This is a genomic window from Arthrobacter sp. SO5, assembly GCF_020532805.1.
GTDB lineage: Bacteria > Actinomycetota > Actinomycetes > Actinomycetales > Micrococcaceae > Arthrobacter.
This window is the reverse complement of sequence record NZ_MQTQ01000041.1, coordinates 65429-80511: the sequence shown is the minus strand read 5'-3', so window position 1 is coordinate 80511 and position 15083 is coordinate 65429. Positions and strand designations below refer to the sequence as shown.

At 68.0% G+C, this 15083-nt stretch carries 15 protein-coding genes and 1 pseudogene; 9 read left to right on the top strand and 7 right to left on the bottom strand.

The features are described from left to right. The 3 genes from BJG92_RS07630 to sucD form a co-directional block, all read left to right on the top strand. Window positions 1–682: 3'-5' exonuclease (locus tag BJG92_RS07630; RefSeq protein WP_374199771.1), on the top strand; the 682-nt coding region annotated here is incomplete at its 5' end. A gap of 415 nt (window positions 683–1097) precedes the next feature. Further along, window positions 1098–2264 (top strand): ADP-forming succinate--CoA ligase subunit beta, encoded by a 1167-nt coding sequence (gene sucC / locus BJG92_RS07625; RefSeq protein ID WP_232083422.1) that lies wholly within the window; start codon window positions 1098–1100, stop codon window positions 2262–2264. Between the two features lie 26 nt (window positions 2265–2290). Next, window positions 2291–3193: a succinate--CoA ligase subunit alpha gene (sucD, locus tag BJG92_RS07620; RefSeq protein WP_232083421.1), complete on the top strand. Its 903-nt coding sequence runs from the start codon at window positions 2291–2293 to the stop codon at window positions 3191–3193. 130 nt (window positions 3194–3323) lie between these two features. Here sucD and BJG92_RS07615 read toward each other — a convergent pair whose 3' ends face one another. After that, entirely contained in the window at window positions 3324–3806 is a 483-nt protein-coding gene (locus BJG92_RS07615; RefSeq protein WP_232083420.1) for an SRPBCC family protein, read from the bottom strand. Then, window positions 3803–4162: a helix-turn-helix transcriptional regulator gene (locus BJG92_RS07610; protein WP_232083419.1), complete on the bottom strand. Its 360-nt coding sequence runs from the start codon at window positions 4160–4162 to the stop codon at window positions 3803–3805. The genes BJG92_RS07615 and BJG92_RS07610 overlap by 4 nt, the downstream gene beginning before the upstream one ends. Window positions 4163–4381: 219 nt before the next feature. Here BJG92_RS07610 and BJG92_RS07605 point away from each other — a divergent pair, with 219 nt between their 5' ends. Beyond that, window positions 4382–6022, top strand: a complete 1641-nt coding sequence (locus BJG92_RS07605) for an alkaline phosphatase (RefSeq protein WP_232083418.1) — start codon at window positions 4382–4384, stop codon at window positions 6020–6022. Continuing rightward, entirely contained in the window at window positions 6022–7302 is a 1281-nt protein-coding gene (locus tag BJG92_RS07600; RefSeq protein ID WP_232083417.1) for an alkaline phosphatase family protein, read from the top strand. Before BJG92_RS07605 ends, BJG92_RS07600 begins: the two co-directional genes overlap by 1 nt. Before the next feature lie 143 nt (window positions 7303–7445). Here BJG92_RS07600 and BJG92_RS07595 read toward each other — a convergent pair whose 3' ends face one another. Then, window positions 7446–7895 (bottom strand): MarR family winged helix-turn-helix transcriptional regulator, encoded by a 450-nt coding sequence (locus BJG92_RS07595; RefSeq protein ID WP_232083416.1) that lies wholly within the window; start codon window positions 7893–7895, stop codon window positions 7446–7448. Between the two features lie 171 nt (window positions 7896–8066). On the opposite strand from BJG92_RS07595, the gene BJG92_RS07590 reads away from it, so the two are divergent. After that, entirely contained in the window at window positions 8067–9341 is a 1275-nt protein-coding gene (locus BJG92_RS07590; RefSeq protein WP_232083415.1) for an MFS transporter, read from the top strand. Here BJG92_RS07590 and BJG92_RS07585 read toward each other — a convergent pair. Then, window positions 9338–10111, bottom strand: a complete 774-nt coding sequence (locus tag BJG92_RS07585; RefSeq protein WP_232083414.1) for a gamma-glutamyl-gamma-aminobutyrate hydrolase family protein — start codon at window positions 10109–10111, stop codon at window positions 9338–9340. The two genes, BJG92_RS07590 and BJG92_RS07585, sit on opposite strands and share 4 nt — an antisense overlap. A 41-nt stretch (window positions 10112–10152) precedes the next feature. Between BJG92_RS07585 and BJG92_RS07580 the strand changes: the two genes are divergently transcribed. Both BJG92_RS07580 and BJG92_RS07575 read left to right on the top strand, forming a co-directional pair. Beyond that, window positions 10153–10692 (top strand): polyketide cyclase / dehydrase and lipid transport, encoded by a 540-nt coding sequence (locus BJG92_RS07580; RefSeq protein ID WP_232083413.1) that lies wholly within the window; start codon window positions 10153–10155, stop codon window positions 10690–10692. A gap of 9 nt (window positions 10693–10701) precedes the next feature. After that, window positions 10702–11835, top strand: coding sequence for an LOG family protein (locus BJG92_RS07575; protein WP_232083412.1), 1134 nt, complete (start codon window positions 10702–10704; stop codon window positions 11833–11835). A gap of 4 nt (window positions 11836–11839) precedes the next feature. Here the strand turns inward: BJG92_RS07575 and BJG92_RS07570 are convergent, their stop codons facing one another. Together BJG92_RS07570 and BJG92_RS07565 are read right to left on the bottom strand one after the other, a co-directional pair. Next, window positions 11840–12766 (bottom strand): matrixin family metalloprotease, encoded by a 927-nt coding sequence (locus BJG92_RS07570; protein WP_232083411.1) that lies wholly within the window; start codon window positions 12764–12766, stop codon window positions 11840–11842. Next, window positions 12766–13932 carry a VIT1/CCC1 transporter family protein gene (locus BJG92_RS07565; RefSeq protein ID WP_232083410.1) on the bottom strand — a complete coding sequence of 389 codons (1167 nt, stop codon included), beginning with the start codon at window positions 13930–13932 and terminating at the stop codon, window positions 12766–12768. Before BJG92_RS07565 ends, BJG92_RS07570 begins: the two co-directional genes overlap by 1 nt. A 274-nt stretch (window positions 13933–14206) precedes the next feature. Between BJG92_RS07565 and BJG92_RS07560 the strand changes: the two genes are divergently transcribed. Continuing rightward, window positions 14207–14440 carry a hypothetical protein gene (locus BJG92_RS07560; RefSeq protein ID WP_232083409.1) on the top strand — a complete coding sequence of 78 codons (234 nt, stop codon included), beginning with the start codon at window positions 14207–14209 and terminating at the stop codon, window positions 14438–14440. A 114-nt stretch (window positions 14441–14554) separates the two neighbouring features. Here BJG92_RS07560 and BJG92_RS07555 read toward each other — a convergent pair. Then, window positions 14555–15083, bottom strand: a pseudogene (locus tag BJG92_RS07555) (sodium:solute symporter); the annotation flags it as partial.

The following is a 15083-nucleotide window of genomic DNA, read 5'->3' as shown; positions in this document are numbered from 1 at the left end:
GGCGGGGACCGCCGATGACCTGGCCGCCGCCGTCGCCGAAGCCAAGCGGCTCGGCGTCGTCACCCTCATGACCCTGCACACCGCCAAAGGCCTGGAGTTCCCGGTGGTGTTCCTGACCGGCATGGAGCACGGGCTGTTCCCGCACCAGCGCTCGGCCACGGACCCGAAGGAACTGGCCGAGGAACGCCGGCTGGCCTATGTGGGCCTGACCCGAGCGAGGAAGCGGCTGTACCTGACCCGGTCCGAAGTCCGCAGCATGTGGGGCCAGAGCCAGTACAACCCCGCGAGCCAGTTCATCGAGGAAATCCCCGCCGAACTCGTGGAATGGAAGCGCGAAGGCTCCAACCGGCAGACCGGCAGCTGGGGGAGCGGAGCCAGCATCGGCTCCAGCCGGTACGGCGGATCCTTCTGGGGAGCCGGGGCCGCCCGCGGCGCGGAAGCCAGCCCGTCCGCAGGCTTCAACGCGGACGTCCCGGCCGCCATCGCGAAGAACCGCGTCCAGCCGCAAAAGGAAATCGTCGCCGTCAGCGTGGGGGACAAGGTCAACCACACGAGCTTCGGCAACGGCACAGTCCTCGCCGTCGAGGGGGCGGGGGACAAGACTGTCGCCAAGGTCAAGTTCGGTATCGGCGAGAAGCGGCTGCTGCTCCGCTACGCTCCGCTGACCAAAGTCGAGGCGTGAGACGGTTCGACGCCGGGCCTTAGCGCCGGTTCGACGCCGGGCCCTAGCGCCGGGCCCTAGCGGCGGGGCCGCCTGCGGAAACGTCTCAGCCCGCGATCGCATTCGTCGTGTCGCGGGACCATTACGAACTGATCTCCGACGCCGGGAAACAAGCCTCGCAAAGCCCCTCCGAAGCCCCAAAAACCCCGTAATCTAGGGGTTTTTCTACGCTCAATAGAATAGTGTCCTTACTCACATAAGAGGTACTCTGGGCCGGGCCGGTCCAAACGAAGGACTACAGTTCGAAAGAGGAGTATTGCGCCGTGTGGCTCGTTTCCAACTGGTCGCACGGTGCGTTTATTCCGCAGCCCGGTAACCGCGAGAACGTGGGGTCCGGCTGTACAGAAACTACTTCGACGTAGAAGGACACTAAACCGTGGACCTGTTTGAATACCAGGCGCGCGATATGTTCGAGGCGCACGGTGTACCCGTGCTTGCTGGCATCGTGGCGCACACCCCTGAAGAAGCAAAGGCAGCTGCCGAGAAAATCGGCGGAGTAACTGTCGTCAAGGCGCAGGTCAAGGCCGGAGGCCGCGGCAAAGCCGGCGGCGTCAAGGTCGCCAAGACCGCTGATGAGGCGTTTGAACACTCCACCAACATCCTCGGGATGGACATCAAGGGCCACACCGTCCACCGGGTCATGATCGCCCAGGGTGCGGACATCGCCGAGGAATACTACTTCTCGGTCCTGCTGGACCGGGCCAACCGCAACTACCTGGCCATGTGCTCGGTTGAGGGCGGCATGGAAATCGAGCAGCTCGCCGTCGAACGCCCCGATGCCCTGGCCAAGATCGCGATCGACCCGGCCGTCGGCATCGACCAGGCCAAGGCCGACGAAATCGTCGCCGCCGCGGGCTTCGCCGAGGAACTGCGCGGCAAGGTCGCCGCCGTAATCCTGAAGCTCTGGGACGTTTTCAAGAAGGAAGATGCCACCCTCGTGGAGGTCAACCCGCTGGTCCTGACCGGCGCCGGTGACATCGTTGCCCTCGACGGCAAGGTCTCCCTCGACGAGAACGCCGACTTCCGCCACCCCAAGCACGCTCACCTTGAAGACAAGGACGAGACCGACCCGCTCGAGGCCAAGGCCAAGGCGCAGGACCTCAACTACGTCAAGCTGGACGGCTCCGTGGGTATCATCGGCAACGGCGCAGGACTGGTGATGTCGACCCTCGACGTCGTCGCCTACGCCGGCGAAAACCACGGCAACGTCAAGCCCGCCAACTTCCTGGACATTGGCGGTGGAGCTTCCGCCGAGGTCATGGCTGCAGGCCTCGACGTCATCCTGGGCGACCCCCAGGTCAAGTCCGTCTTCGTCAACGTCTTCGGCGGCATCACCGCCTGTGACGCCGTGGCCAAGGGCATCGTCGGTGCACTGGCCGAACTGGGCCACGCCGCGAACAAGCCGCTGGTAGTCCGCCTCGACGGCAACAACGTCGAGGAAGGCCGCCGCATCCTGGCCGAGGCCAACCACCCGTTGGTTACCCTGGCCGCCACCATGGACGAGGGCGCCGACAAGGCCGCCGAGCTCGCCAACTCGAAGTAAGCACCGGGAAGTAAGGCGACTCAAACATGTCTATTTATCTGAACAAGGACTCCAAGGTCATCGTCCAGGGCATCACCGGCGGCGAAGGCACCAAGCACACCGCCCTGATGCTGAAGGCCGGCACTAAAGTTGTTGGCGGCGTCAACGCCCGCAAGGCCGGCACCACGGTGCTCCACGGCGACAACGAGATCACCGTCTACGGCACCGTCAAGGGAGCCATGGCCGAGACCGGCGCTGACGTGTCCATCGTCTTCGTTCCGCCGGCCTTCACCAAGGACGCCGTCGTCGAGGCCATCGAGGCAGGCATCGGCCTGGTTGTTGTCATCACCGAAGGCGTGCCGGTCCAGGACTCCGCCGAGTTCTGGGCGCTGGCCCAGTCCAAGGTCGACGCCAACGGTAAGCAGGTCACCCGCATTATCGGACCGAACTGCCCCGGCATCATCACCCCCGGTGAGGCCCTTGTTGGCATCACCCCGGCGAACATCACCGGCAAGGGCCCCATCGGCCTCGTCTCCAAGTCAGGCACCCTGACCTACCAGATGATGTACGAACTGCGCGACCTCGGCTTCTCCACCGCCATCGGCATCGGCGGCGACCCGGTGATCGGCACCACCCACATCGATGCGCTCGAAGCCTTCGAAGCCGACCCGGAGACCAAGGCAATCGTCATGATCGGCGAAATCGGCGGCGACGCCGAAGAGCGTGCCGCGGACTACATCAGGGCACACGTCACCAAGCCGGTTGTCGGCTACGTGGCCGGCTTCACCGCTCCGGAAGGCAAGACCATGGGCCACGCCGGCGCCATCGTCTCGGGCTCCGCGGGCACCGCCCAGGCCAAGAAGGAAGCCCTCGAGGCTGCCGGCGTCAAGGTCGGCAAGACGCCGTCCGAGACCGCCAAGCTCCTGCGCGAGGTCTTCGCAACCCTCTAGGGTCGAAGCGCTAAGCACCAAGCACTAAGCACCAAACAACGCGGGGTCACTTACGGCCCATTCCACTGGCTGGGATGGGCTGGAAGTGACCCCGCGTTGTGCGTTTAACGTCCGACGGCGGCAGGTGGTCCTAGACTTTGGCGCCGGCCAGCAGCTCCTCGAGCCGTTCGTAGGCTTCGGAGAGCCCGCCCTCCATCCCGGAACCCGCCATGCCGTCGCGGGCCGCCATGCTGGGGTACACCGCGTGGGCCGTCAGCCGGGTGCGGCCCCCGCCGAGGTCGGCGAAGGTCAGGAACTCGGTGCTGACCACGTCCGGGTAGCCGCCGTATTCGAAGGTCTGGATGGCGAAGTCGTTCTCCCGGACGGTGTGGAAAACACCGCTGAAACCGTGGACGACGCCGTCCGGACCGGTGTGCGTGTAGCGGTAGCTGCCGCCGCTGCGGAAGTCGTAGTGGTCCACGTCCATGGTCATCCGCCGCGGCCCGAGCCATTGGGCGACGAGTTCGGGGTCCTTGTGCGCCCGGAAGACCTCGGAGACGGGAAAGTCGAAGTCGCGCTCGAAGTCGATGAAGGGCAGCCCTTGGGGGACTGTCAGTGTCAAGGCGTTGCTCATGATGCATCCTTTGCCTGTGAGCCGCTTCGCGCGGCGCGGGTTTCAAGTACGGCGTCGAGGCTGCGGAACTGCCCTTCGCGGACCAGCCGGTACTGGTCGATCCATGCGGTGAGCGCCTCCAGCCGTGCGGGGTTCAGGTGGACGGGCCGGCGCTGGGCGTCACGGGTGCGCGTGACGAGGTCCGCCTGCTCGAGGACCTGGATGTGCTTCGAGACCGCCTGCTTGGTGATCGCGAAAGGTTCCGCCAATTCGTTGACCGTGGCCGGGCCCCGGCTGAGCCGGGCGATGATGCGGCGGCGGATGGGATCGGCAAGCGCCAGAAAGGCGGTGTCGAGGTGTGCGTCGTCGTCAGCCACGTGGTTTCAGTCCTTATCCAACCAATCTCTTATCCAACCAATCGATTGATCAATCAATTGGTTGTTTAAAGGTACATCGGGGTCGCTTCAGCTGCAAGAGGTGGAGCGCTGGTCGGGGCTCGTCAGCGGCCAGCGCAACGGTTAACTCTCGGCGAACTTCCGGCCAATGGGGCAGGAAAATCGCCGATTGGCCGCTTTGGGGTGGTGATACTGGAAGGCATGACTACCCTTACTCGTCGTCAAGTTCTGCTTTCCGCGGGGGGTGCCGCAGTCGCCGGTGCCATAGCCGGCAGCGCCCCGGCAAGCGCGCTGTCCCCTTCCCAGGCCGGTGTCTTCGGACACGGGATCGCCTCGGGGGATCCCATGCCCGGCAGCGTGCTGCTGTGGACCCGTGTCACGCCCACCCCCGATGCCCTGCCCGGCAGCGGAGCAGGCCCGGACATCTCGGTGGGCTGGGAGGTCGCGGCCGACGCCGGCTTCAAGAAGATCGTCGCCCGGGGTACTGCCGCCACCGGCGCGGCCCGGGACCACACCGTGAAGGTCGTTGCCGGCCGGCTCGCCCCCGCGTCCAGCTACTGGTACCGCTTCACCCTCGGAGCGGCAGTGTCGGCGGTAGGACGCACCCGGACCGCACCGGCCGCCGGCGCCCCCGTGGACCATTTGAAATTCGGCGTGGTGTCCTGCGCGAACTGGCAGGCAGGCTACTTCTCCTCCTACCGCCATCTGGCAGCACGGGGCGATCTCGACGCCGTCCTCCACCTGGGCGACTACCTCTACGAATACGAACCCGGCGGCTACCAGGCCCGCGACGTCGTGGTCCGCCCGCACGATCCGGCTGTCGAGATGACCCGGCTCGAGCACTACCGCCGCCGCCACGCCCAGTACAAGACCGATCCGGATCTCCAGGCCCTGCACGCAGCCGCCCCCTTCATCGTGACCTGGGACGACCACGAATCGGCCAACGATGCCTGGAAGGGCGGGGCCGAAAACCACACCGAGGGCGCCGAGGGCGCCTGGCGTGAGCGCTTCGCCGCCGCGCACCAGGCCTATGCCGAGTGGATGCCCGTCCGCTACGAGCCCGGCGGCCAGCTCTACCGACGCCTGGACTTCGGCTCGCTGGCCAGCCTCTCCATGCTGGACCTGCGCTCGTACCGCGATCAGCAGGCCGCCAACGGCGCGGACCCCGCGGTCGGCAGCCCCGCCCGCACCATCACCGGCGCGGCACAGATGAACTGGCTGCTGGGCAACCTCAAGTCCACGGGCCCGCAGTGGAAGCTCGTGGGCAACCCCGTCATGATTGCGCCGGTCCGGGTGCCCTCGACGCTGAGCACCGCAGAGCTGTCCGGGGTGCAAAAGCTGATGGGCGGGACCAGCATCAGCGGTGTGCCGTACAACGTGGATCAGTGGGACGGCTACGAGGCGGACCAGCACCGCGTCATCAGCCACCTGCGGGACAACGCCGTCAAGGACACCGTGTTCCTCACGGGCGACATCCACTCCGGCTGGGCCTGCGACATCCCGGCAGATCCGGCCACTTACCCGTTCACCGGCGATTCCGTGGCCGCGGAACTGGTCTGCACCTCCGTCACGAGCGACAATCTCGATGACATCCTGAATGTTCCGCCACGGACCGTATCCGTCGTCGTCGAGAACGCCATCAAGGCGGCCAACCCGCACGTGAAATACCTCGACTTCGACTCGCATGGCTATTCCGTCCTGGACATCACACCCGCCGGCGTCCGGATGGACTGGTACGTCCTCGCCGAGCGGACCTCCGCCGGCTCGGGATCGACGCTGTCCACATCGTTCAAGGTCCAGGCCAATACCGGCAAGGTCACCAAAGCCCAGGGAGGCATCTGATGAGCAGTTCAACCAGCAATCGTCCGACGCCGGGCCGCCGGCAGTTCCTGCAACTCGCCGCCGCGGGAGGCACCGCCGTCGTGCTGTCCGCAGGGCAGGGCACTGCGTGGGCCGCCCCGGCGACGGGACGTACAAGGAGTTACGTGCTCGTGGTCGACGGGTGCCGGCCGGACGAGATCACTCCGGTCCTGACGCCGCGGCTGGCTGCCCTGCGGGCCGCGGGCACGAATTTCCCTGCGGCGCGCTCGCTGCCCGTCATGGAGACCATCCCCAACCATGTGATGATGATGACCGGGGTCCGGCCGGACCGCTCGGGTGTTCCGGCCAACGCGATTTTCGACCGTGCAGAAGGCGTGGTGCGCGACCTTGACCGCGCCACCGACCTGCGCTTTCCCACCCTCCTGGAGCGGTTGGGGGAACGCGGGCTGACCACCGGCTCGGTGCTGAGCAAGAAGTACCTCTACGGCATCTTCGGCACCCGAGCCAGTTACCGCTGGGAACCCCGGCCGCTGCTGCCCGTCACCGGGCACGCGCCCGATGTGGCCACGATGGATGCGCTGCTCGCGATGGTGGGCGGGCCGGACCCGGACTTCGTCTTCACCAACCTGGGTGACATTGACCGCGTAGGGCATTCCGATCTCACGGGAACCACGCTGCGGGTGGCGCGTGAAGCTGCCCTCGCGGGCACCGACGTGCAGGTGGGGGGCTTCATCGACCACCTCAAGAGCACCGGCAAGTGGGATTCCAGCGTGGTGATGGTGCTGGCCGACCACTCGATGGACTGGTCCCTCCCGAGCAATGTCATCTCCATCGACCTGATCCTCCAGTCCCGTCCGGAGCTGCGGTCCAACGTCAAGATCGCCCAGAACGGCGGGGCGGACCTGCTCTACTGGACGGGTGCCGAAGCCGGCCGCGCCGCCGGCCTGGCCGCCGTCGCACAGCTGGTCAGCGCCCATGAAGGCGTGCTGTCCGTCAACAGGCCGGCGGAGCTGCGGCTCGGGGCCGAAGCCGGAGACCTGGTGGCCTACTGCCGCGCGGGCTGGCGCTTCTCCGACCCGTATCTGGTCTCCAACCCCATCCCCGGCAACCACGGACACCCGGCTACCGAGCCGATACCGTTCTTCATTTCCGGCGGCAGCCCGCTGGTGGTGAAGGGATCAGTGTCCTCGGAGGCTGCCCGGACCGCCGACGTCGCGCCGACCATCGGTGGGATCTACGGGCTGAAGCCCCCTGCCGGGGGATACGACGGCGCGGCCCGGACTTCCGCCTTCACCCGGTAGCCCGTCCCGCCGGGCCGGCTCCCCGAAAGAGAACGCGGGGTCACTTCGCGCCCATCCCGCACCCCGGGACGGGCGCGAAGTGACCCCGCGTTGTTTTGTGGCCGGGAATGGGGGATGGGCGCATCAGGTCCGGCCGCCAGTTCCTAGACCCCCGCGTGCAGCCGGGGGAGCGCGGCAACCAGGGGAGCGAGCTCCGGAACCTCCTGCGCCTGGGCCAGGGCGCGCTCCAGCGTGTGATCGTGGACCGGCCGGGCCTGCTCCAGCAGGGCGATTCCGCTCGGTGTGGGCTCGGTGTAGATCCCGCGGCGGTCGTCCGCGCACAGGATCCGGGTCAGCAGGCCGCGCTCCTCGAGCCGGTTGACCAGCCGCGTGGTGGCGCTAGGGCTCAGGGCTGCGGCCCGGGACAGCTGCTGCATCCGCATGTGCCAGCCGTCCTGCCGGCTCAGCGCGTCCAGCACCGTGTACTCCACTACCGAGAGCTGCGCCCCGGCCTGCAGTGCGCGTTCGAGCTCCGAATAGATCAGTCCGTGCAGCGCCGCGAGGGTCCGCCAGCCTTGTGCGCGGACCTCGACGGCGTCGTCTTTGATGCCCATCTGTTGTGCTCCTTCCAGCCCGGGCAGCCGCGCTCCAACCATCCGGCGGCGGTCAGCCCTCAAAGTAGTTGCTTGCGCGTTATAGTTGCGTGTGCAACAATAAATGACGCGTCTGCAACTAATAGCTTACGCTTCCCGAATATCCCCGTACAGTTTTGAAGGAGCTCATCCATGCCGATCGGGCTGATAGCACTTGCCCTTGGCGGGTTTGGTATCGGACTCACCGAGTTCGTCATCATGGGCCTGCTGCCCCAGGTGGCCGCAGACTTCCACGTCACCGAGGCCACCGCCGGCTGGCTGATCTCCGGCTACGCGCTTGCCGTCGTCGTCGGGGCGCTGCTCCTCACCGCCGCGGTGACGCGCTTCGAACGCAAGCCGGTCCTCGCGGTGCTCATGGTTCTCTTCATCGCCGGCAACCTGGTCTGCGCGATCGCCCCTGACTACGCCCTGATCATGGTCGGCCGGATCATTGCCGCCCTGGCCCACGGCGCGTTCTTCGGCATTGGCGCGGTGGTGGCCGCCAGCATGGTCGCCCCGAGCAAGAAGGCCGGTGCGATCGCCATCATGTTTACCGGGCTCACGGCAGCCAACGTCCTGGGCGTGCCGTTCGGCACCATGCTGGGCCAGGCCGCCGGCTGGCGTGCCACGTTCTGGGCCATCACCGGCATCGGCGTGCTTGCGCTCGCGGGCATCCTGGCTCTGGTGCCCAAAACCGGCACGGGTGGGACCGACGCCGGGTCTGCATCTGGCACTGCCTTCGGCGGCTTGCGCGGGGAACTCCGTGCCTTCCGCTCCGGACAGGTCTGGCTGTCCATCGTCGTGACCATCCTCGGCTACGGCGGGGTGTTCGGCGCCTTCACCTACATGGCCTTCACACTCACCGAGGTCACCGGATTCTCGGCCTCCACCTTGCCGTGGCTGCTGATCCTCTTCGGCGTGGGACTCTTCATCGGCAACACTGCCGGCGGCAAGGCCGCCGACCGGAACGTTGACCGCACCCTGCTGGTGGTGCTGGCCGGCCTCGTGGTGGTCCTCGTGGTCTTCGGCCTCACTGCCGCCAACCAGCCGATGACCATCGCCACCATGGTGCTGCTGGGCGGCTTCGGCTTCGCCACCGTGCCCGGGCTGCAGATGCGCGTTATGAAGTACGCGGACAGCGCGCCCACCCTGGCCTCTGGTGCCAACATCGGTGCCTTCAACGTCGGCAACGCGCTGGGTTCGTGGATGGGCGGCGTGACCATCACCGCCGGACTCGGCTACACCTCGCCGATCTGGGCGGGCGCCGGAATCACCGTGCTGGGCCTGGCCGTGATGGCCTTCGCCGCCGCTGCCGCCAGGAAAGGCGGCACGAACGACGACGCCGGGCGGCCCGCGCCGGCCGCCGTTGCGTCCGCCGCTGTTGCGCCGGAGGGCGCGCCGAACGACGCCGAACTGCAGCGCCTCTAGCGCGGCGCCAACCGGTTCCGGCACACCTCGACGAAGGCCCGGAACGGCGCCCGCCGCGCCTCGGCGGGAACTTCGAGGGCTTCGGGATGCCACTGCACGGACGCCACCCAGCGCGCCGGGTCTTCGAGGGCCTCGACGGTCCCGTCCTCGGCCACGGCGGTGACAACCAGGCCCCCGCCGACCCGGGCGACGGCCTGGTGGTGCCCGGAGGCAATCTTGACGCTCACGCCGTCGGAACCGCTGAGGCCGGAGTTGCCGTAGAGTCCCGCGATCCTCGTTCCGGCCTGCACCTGCACGTCGTGCCAGGCCCAGGGGCCGGCCCCGTGCGGCGGCGCGGGTTCGCTGTGCACGACCGTGCCGGGGGCCATGTCCTGGATCAGGGTTCCGCCGTAGAGGACATTGAGCAGCTGGTGTCCCCGGCAGATGCCGAGCACGGGAAGTCCGGCGTCGATCGACTGCCGGGCAACGGCAAGGTCCAGCCGGTCCTGCGCCTGGTTGACGTCGTAGCAGGAGTCGCCGGGCACTTCGCCGTAGAGTCGGGGGTCCAGGTCGCCGCCGCCCGGCAGGACGACGCCGTCGAGCCCCTCCAGCGCTTCCCCCGCCGCGGTGAGCAGGACCGGTTCGCCGCCCCCGTCACGCACGAGGTCCACGATGAAGTCGAAAAGGCCATTGGCCTCCGCCACCCGCGGATCCGGGTCCGTGGAATCGCTGAGGCGGACCGGGATGCCGATGCGGGGCCGGCTGCTGCGGGGGAGGGGCGTGGTCTGCATGGTTTATTCTGCAACAGAATCGCCGGGACTAGGATTGCCGGATGACCAACAGATATCTCGTGTCCCGCAGCCGCTTCATCGCCGCCGCCCCGGAAGCCATCTTCGAAGTGCTCGCCACCCCCGCGCTACATAGCGTGATCGACGGCTCGGACACGGTCAAAGGCGCCCAGCCCCGCGGACCCGAACGGCTCGCCCCCGGCGCGAAGTTCGGCATGGACATGAACATCAAAGTGGACTACAAGATCCTCAACACGGTCTGCGAATTCGAGGAGGGCAGGCGCATCGCCTGGCGGCACTTCTACGGTCATGTGTGGCGCTACCTCCTGGAACCCGCTACCGACTCCGCGGGCAAACCGGGCACCCTCGTCACCGAACAATGGGATGCCCGGCAGGTCCGCGGCAAGATTTTCCTGCGCCTTGCGGGCTACCTGCGCCGCCACCCGGCCAACCTGGAGCAGACCCTGGCCAAGCTCGACGCCTATCTGGGCGGCACCGAAGGCGGCACCGGCACCGGCACCGGCACCGGCGCCGAAGGCGGCACCGGCACGGGAGCCGGCACGGTTCCGGACCAGCTCCACTAGGCGGCCCGCGTGAGCGCTGCCCGCAGCCTGCACCCCAGTCCACGCACTCTGGAGGTAGAAAGCCTCGATAGCTTCGACCGGCTTGTCGCGGCCGGGGCCAGAACCATGCAGGGCTGGCATGCCCAGTCGCTGGACCTGCGCGGACGGACAGCGCAGCTGGAAACCCTGCAGGCGCAGGGTGCGATCTTCCTCGGGTGTACCTTCGGTGAGGGGGTCGAGGACGCGTTGCGAAGCCGTGGTGCCCTCATCTTCCCGAGACTGGAGGCAGTGCCCTTCAATCCGTACCGCGCACACCTGTACAGCCCGCAGGAGCTGTATGCGGGAATCTCCGGTTCGCGCTACGAGGACACCCTGGACGCCAGGGTGTACCAGTGGAGCATCAGGCCCGGCCAGCGTCAGCGACTGGACGCGACGCTGGCTGCCGCCCTTCACGATCACTCCATCGCGGACGCCCTCGACGAGCTGACCCGCTCGGAGCTGTGCGCCGGCCGCACCGTCGTTGGCGTGATGGGCGGCCACGCCGCCCTGCGCGGGACTGCCGTTTTTGCGGAGGCCGCGCTGCTGGGGCGGCTGCTGGCACGCGAGGGCCGGGTGGTGGCCACCGGCGGCGGGCCGGGCACCATGGAGGCCGCAAACCTGGGCGCCTACCTCAGCGAGGCGCCCGAGGCCGGGTTCCGGCTGGCACTGGACCGCCTCGCCACCGTGCCCTCATTCCTGCCGTCGGTTTCGGCGTGGGCGCGGGCGGCCGCCGCCGTCGTCGAACGCCATCCGGACGGGACGCCGTCTCTTGGCATCCCCACCTGGTTCTACGGGCACGAGCCGCCCAACTTCTTCGCCACCCACATCGCCAAGTACTTCGCCAACGCCATCCGTGAGGCGATCCTGCTGGAACTGTGCAGCGGCGGCATCATCTTCCTGCCGGGCTCGGGCGGCACGGTGCAGGAGATTTTCCAGGATGCCTGCGAGAACTACTATGGCGCCCCGGAGACCATCACGCCGATGGTATTAGTAGGTCAGGAGCACTGGCAGCGCCGCTTCCCGGCGTGGCCCCTGCTGCAGAGCCTGGCGGCAGGACGGCGGATGGAGAGCAGGATCTTCCTGGTGGACACGGTGGAGGAGGCGCTCGCCGTCCTGGACCGTTAGGCGTTCACAGGTCCTTGCGGCACTGGGCGCGGCCGAGTTCGTGCAGTCCGTTCAGGTCGCCCGCGGCCAGGCCGTCGGGGGTGCCAATCTCCCGATACATGAGCTGGACCGGGTCATCCACGTGCTCCAGGCCCATGACGTGGCCGAGCTCGTGCAAGATCACGGCGGTGGCGTAGGCGGCGCCGTCGGCACGGACCAAGTCCTCGGCGATCTGCGGGGCATCGAGTTCCAGGCTGCCGGTGACGAAGCTCTTGGGCCCGTCATCGAAGCTGAAGTGCGTACTGCCGCCGGTGCCGATCACCGGGCCCTTGAGCTGGGGTGCCTGCTCCGGAGTGGTCCACGCAATGAGCAGCGGTGCCCAGCGGTCCCCGTAGGCCGCCTCCTGGAACGGCGCACGGGATTGCGACGGGGCCTCGGTGGTGGCGCCGTCGCTGATGAACTTGATCCCGGTGGCGCGGGAAATCGTCTGGATGGCGTCGTCGACGAGCCGCTCTGCGCCCGCCGGGGCGAGGCTGGCGTTGACCACGTAGTGCAGCGGCCGGCACGGCGAATAGCCCACCGGCGTGCCGTCGCCGTTGGTGGCCAGGAACTGGTAGGACCCGCTGGCGACGGCCGGCGGTTGCGGCCGCCCGAGCGGCGAGTCCTGCTCCTCGAACCCCGGTGTTGGCGTATCCGCCCGTGACCCGCCGGCGGCGCCGGACTGCCGTCCGGCCTGTCCTTCGAGCGGTGCCGCGGCCGGACGCCCGTGCGGTCCCGAGTCCCGGCTGACCTCGAAGAGGCCGGCGAAACGCGGGTCGCCGTAGACCAGCCCGGCAGCCAGGAACACGGCGCCCGCAATGAGGGCTGCTGCCGTGAGGCCGCGGATGATCCGCAGGGCGCTGCGGGAATGGCTGTGCCGTGGTGACCGGTCCCGGAACCCAGGACCTTCCACTAGGCGACCACCGCGCCGAGGGCCAGGCCGAGCAGGTAGGTGGCGCCGGCGGCGCCCAGGCCGATCGCGAGCTGCCGGAGGCCGCGGGTGGTGGGCGACGTGCCGGACAGGAGGCCGACGACGCCGCCGGTGACCAGGAGCGCCACGCCCACCAGGACGGCCGAGACCACGAGGGCCAGGACTCCGGTCATGCCGAAGAGGAACGGGATGATGGGCACGATCGCGCCGGAGGCGAAGAAGCAGAAGCTCGACGCCGCCGCTCCCCACGCGGTGCCGACCGCTTCGTGCTGGTCCGGGCTTTCGGGGAGTTCGGGCCGCAGCGAAAGGCTGGGATCGCAGTCGCAGTCCAGCAGGCCCATCCGTTCGGCGACGCGGTGTTCCGCTGCCGCCCGCGACATGCCCCGGGCCAGGTAAACCAGCAACAGCTCGTTGTGTTCGATGTCGAGCGAGGGGGCTGCGGCCAGGGTGATCTGCGTGGGGCGGGTCGCGGCGAGGAGTTCGCGCTGGGATCGGACGGAGATGAACTCGCCCGCACCCATGGACAGAGCGCCGGCCAGCAGCCCGAAGACGCCACTGAGGAGCACCACGGAGCTTGCCACGCCGGAGGCGGCCATGCCCATCACGAGGGAGAGGTTGCTGACCAACCCGTCGTTGGCGCCGAAGACCGCAGCGCGGAAGGTGCCGGCCAGGCGGTTGCGGCCCCGGGTAGCGAGTCCGCGGACCACTTCCTCATGGATCTGCTCATCGGCGACCATCGCGGCGGTGGCTGACGGGTCACTGCCGTAGGGCGAGCGGCTCTCGGCCCGCTGCGCGAGGGCCAGCACGAAGACCGAGCCGAAGTGGCGGGCCAGGAAACCCAGAAGCTGGCTGCGGAGCGACGCGGGACGCGGCCGTCCCGCGTGATCGCCGAGCAACTGGAGCCAGTGCGCCTCGTGGCGGCCCTCCGCCTCGGCCAGGGCGAGCAGGATGGCGCGTTCTTCGCCGGTGCGGTTCTGCGCCAGGTCACGGTAGACGGACGCCTCGGCCCGCTCGTCCGCGAGGTACTGCCGCCAGCGCTTGATGTCCGCCGGGCTCGGTGCCGGGTGCGCAGCATCCGGGGTGCCGGTTTCGCCGCTGTGGTGGTGGGGTTCAGTGTTGAAGGGATCAGATGTGGCGTGCTGGGACACGGAGGCTCCTGGGCTTGATGGGGCATGGTTCGGCCCCATTGCGTCTTCAGACTACCCCGAATTTCCGCGGATTTTCGGCTGGCAATCCTTAGCGGAAGGTTTAGGCGAACCGTAAATTTGCGCCCTGGGCAATGCCTGTGGCGAGGCGGTGGCGTCCGCCGCGCGGGCGCTCCGTGGGAGCCCTTGACCGGGTGGTTTGCCGGTGTTCGAATGAAAGTCAAGGGCGGATTCTCCGGAACCACCGCCGCCAGCCCCAGCGCACGGAGGTTGCACCATGGACAGCTCAGGATCACTTCCCATCCAGCCGGCCAGGGATTCCCTCGAGTCCGATCCCGCCTACGACTATGCCGAGGACACCCCCGTTGGTGCTGCGGAGACCGGGGACGAGGAGCTCCTCGAGGAAGCCGAGCGTTCTGTTCCGCTGGACGTCGACGACTTCCTCGGCGAGGACCAGCCCGTCGTGCCGCTCGACGGCGAAGGGTTCCTTGAACCCGAGGAATACGAGTAAGCCTGGCCGGACTGCCGTGAAAGCCGTGAACGAACGGCGGCGGCGCCATCCCGCGAGGGGAAGGCGCCGCCGTCGTACATCGTTCCGTGAGTGAACCGCTAGAGGTTGGCTGCCTCAGTGGCTCAGGGCCGGAACCTTCTCTTCTTCGACGGCGCCGCCGGCGACGCGCCGGTGCCAGTTGGCCATGACCGCCGGATCGGTCGGCTTGGTCAGGAGCGACACCGCGATGTAGACGATCGCGGAGGCCACCAGGCCGTAGTAGATGGGTTCGTTGGCGTAGATGCCGTCCAGCGGAACCTCGGCGTTGACCTCGAGGATGATCATGGTGCCGAGGGTGATGACCGAGCCGACCGCCATCGACGCAGCCGCGGCCACACCGGTGCCGCGCTTCCACACGAGGCCGCCGAGTATGGCGACCAGGAGACCGCCGACGAGGATGTCGTACGCAATGGTCAGTGCTGCGACGACGTCCTTTGTGATGATGGCGATGACAATCGCGACGATGCCCAGGCCCAGGACCCACATGCGGTTTGCCTTGACGTCGTGTTCCGGGTTGTCGGTGTCATCCGTGTTGATGTCCTTGCCGAACCAGCTGGCGACGAAAGGCAGGACGTCGGCGCGGGCCACGGTGGCGGCGGCGATC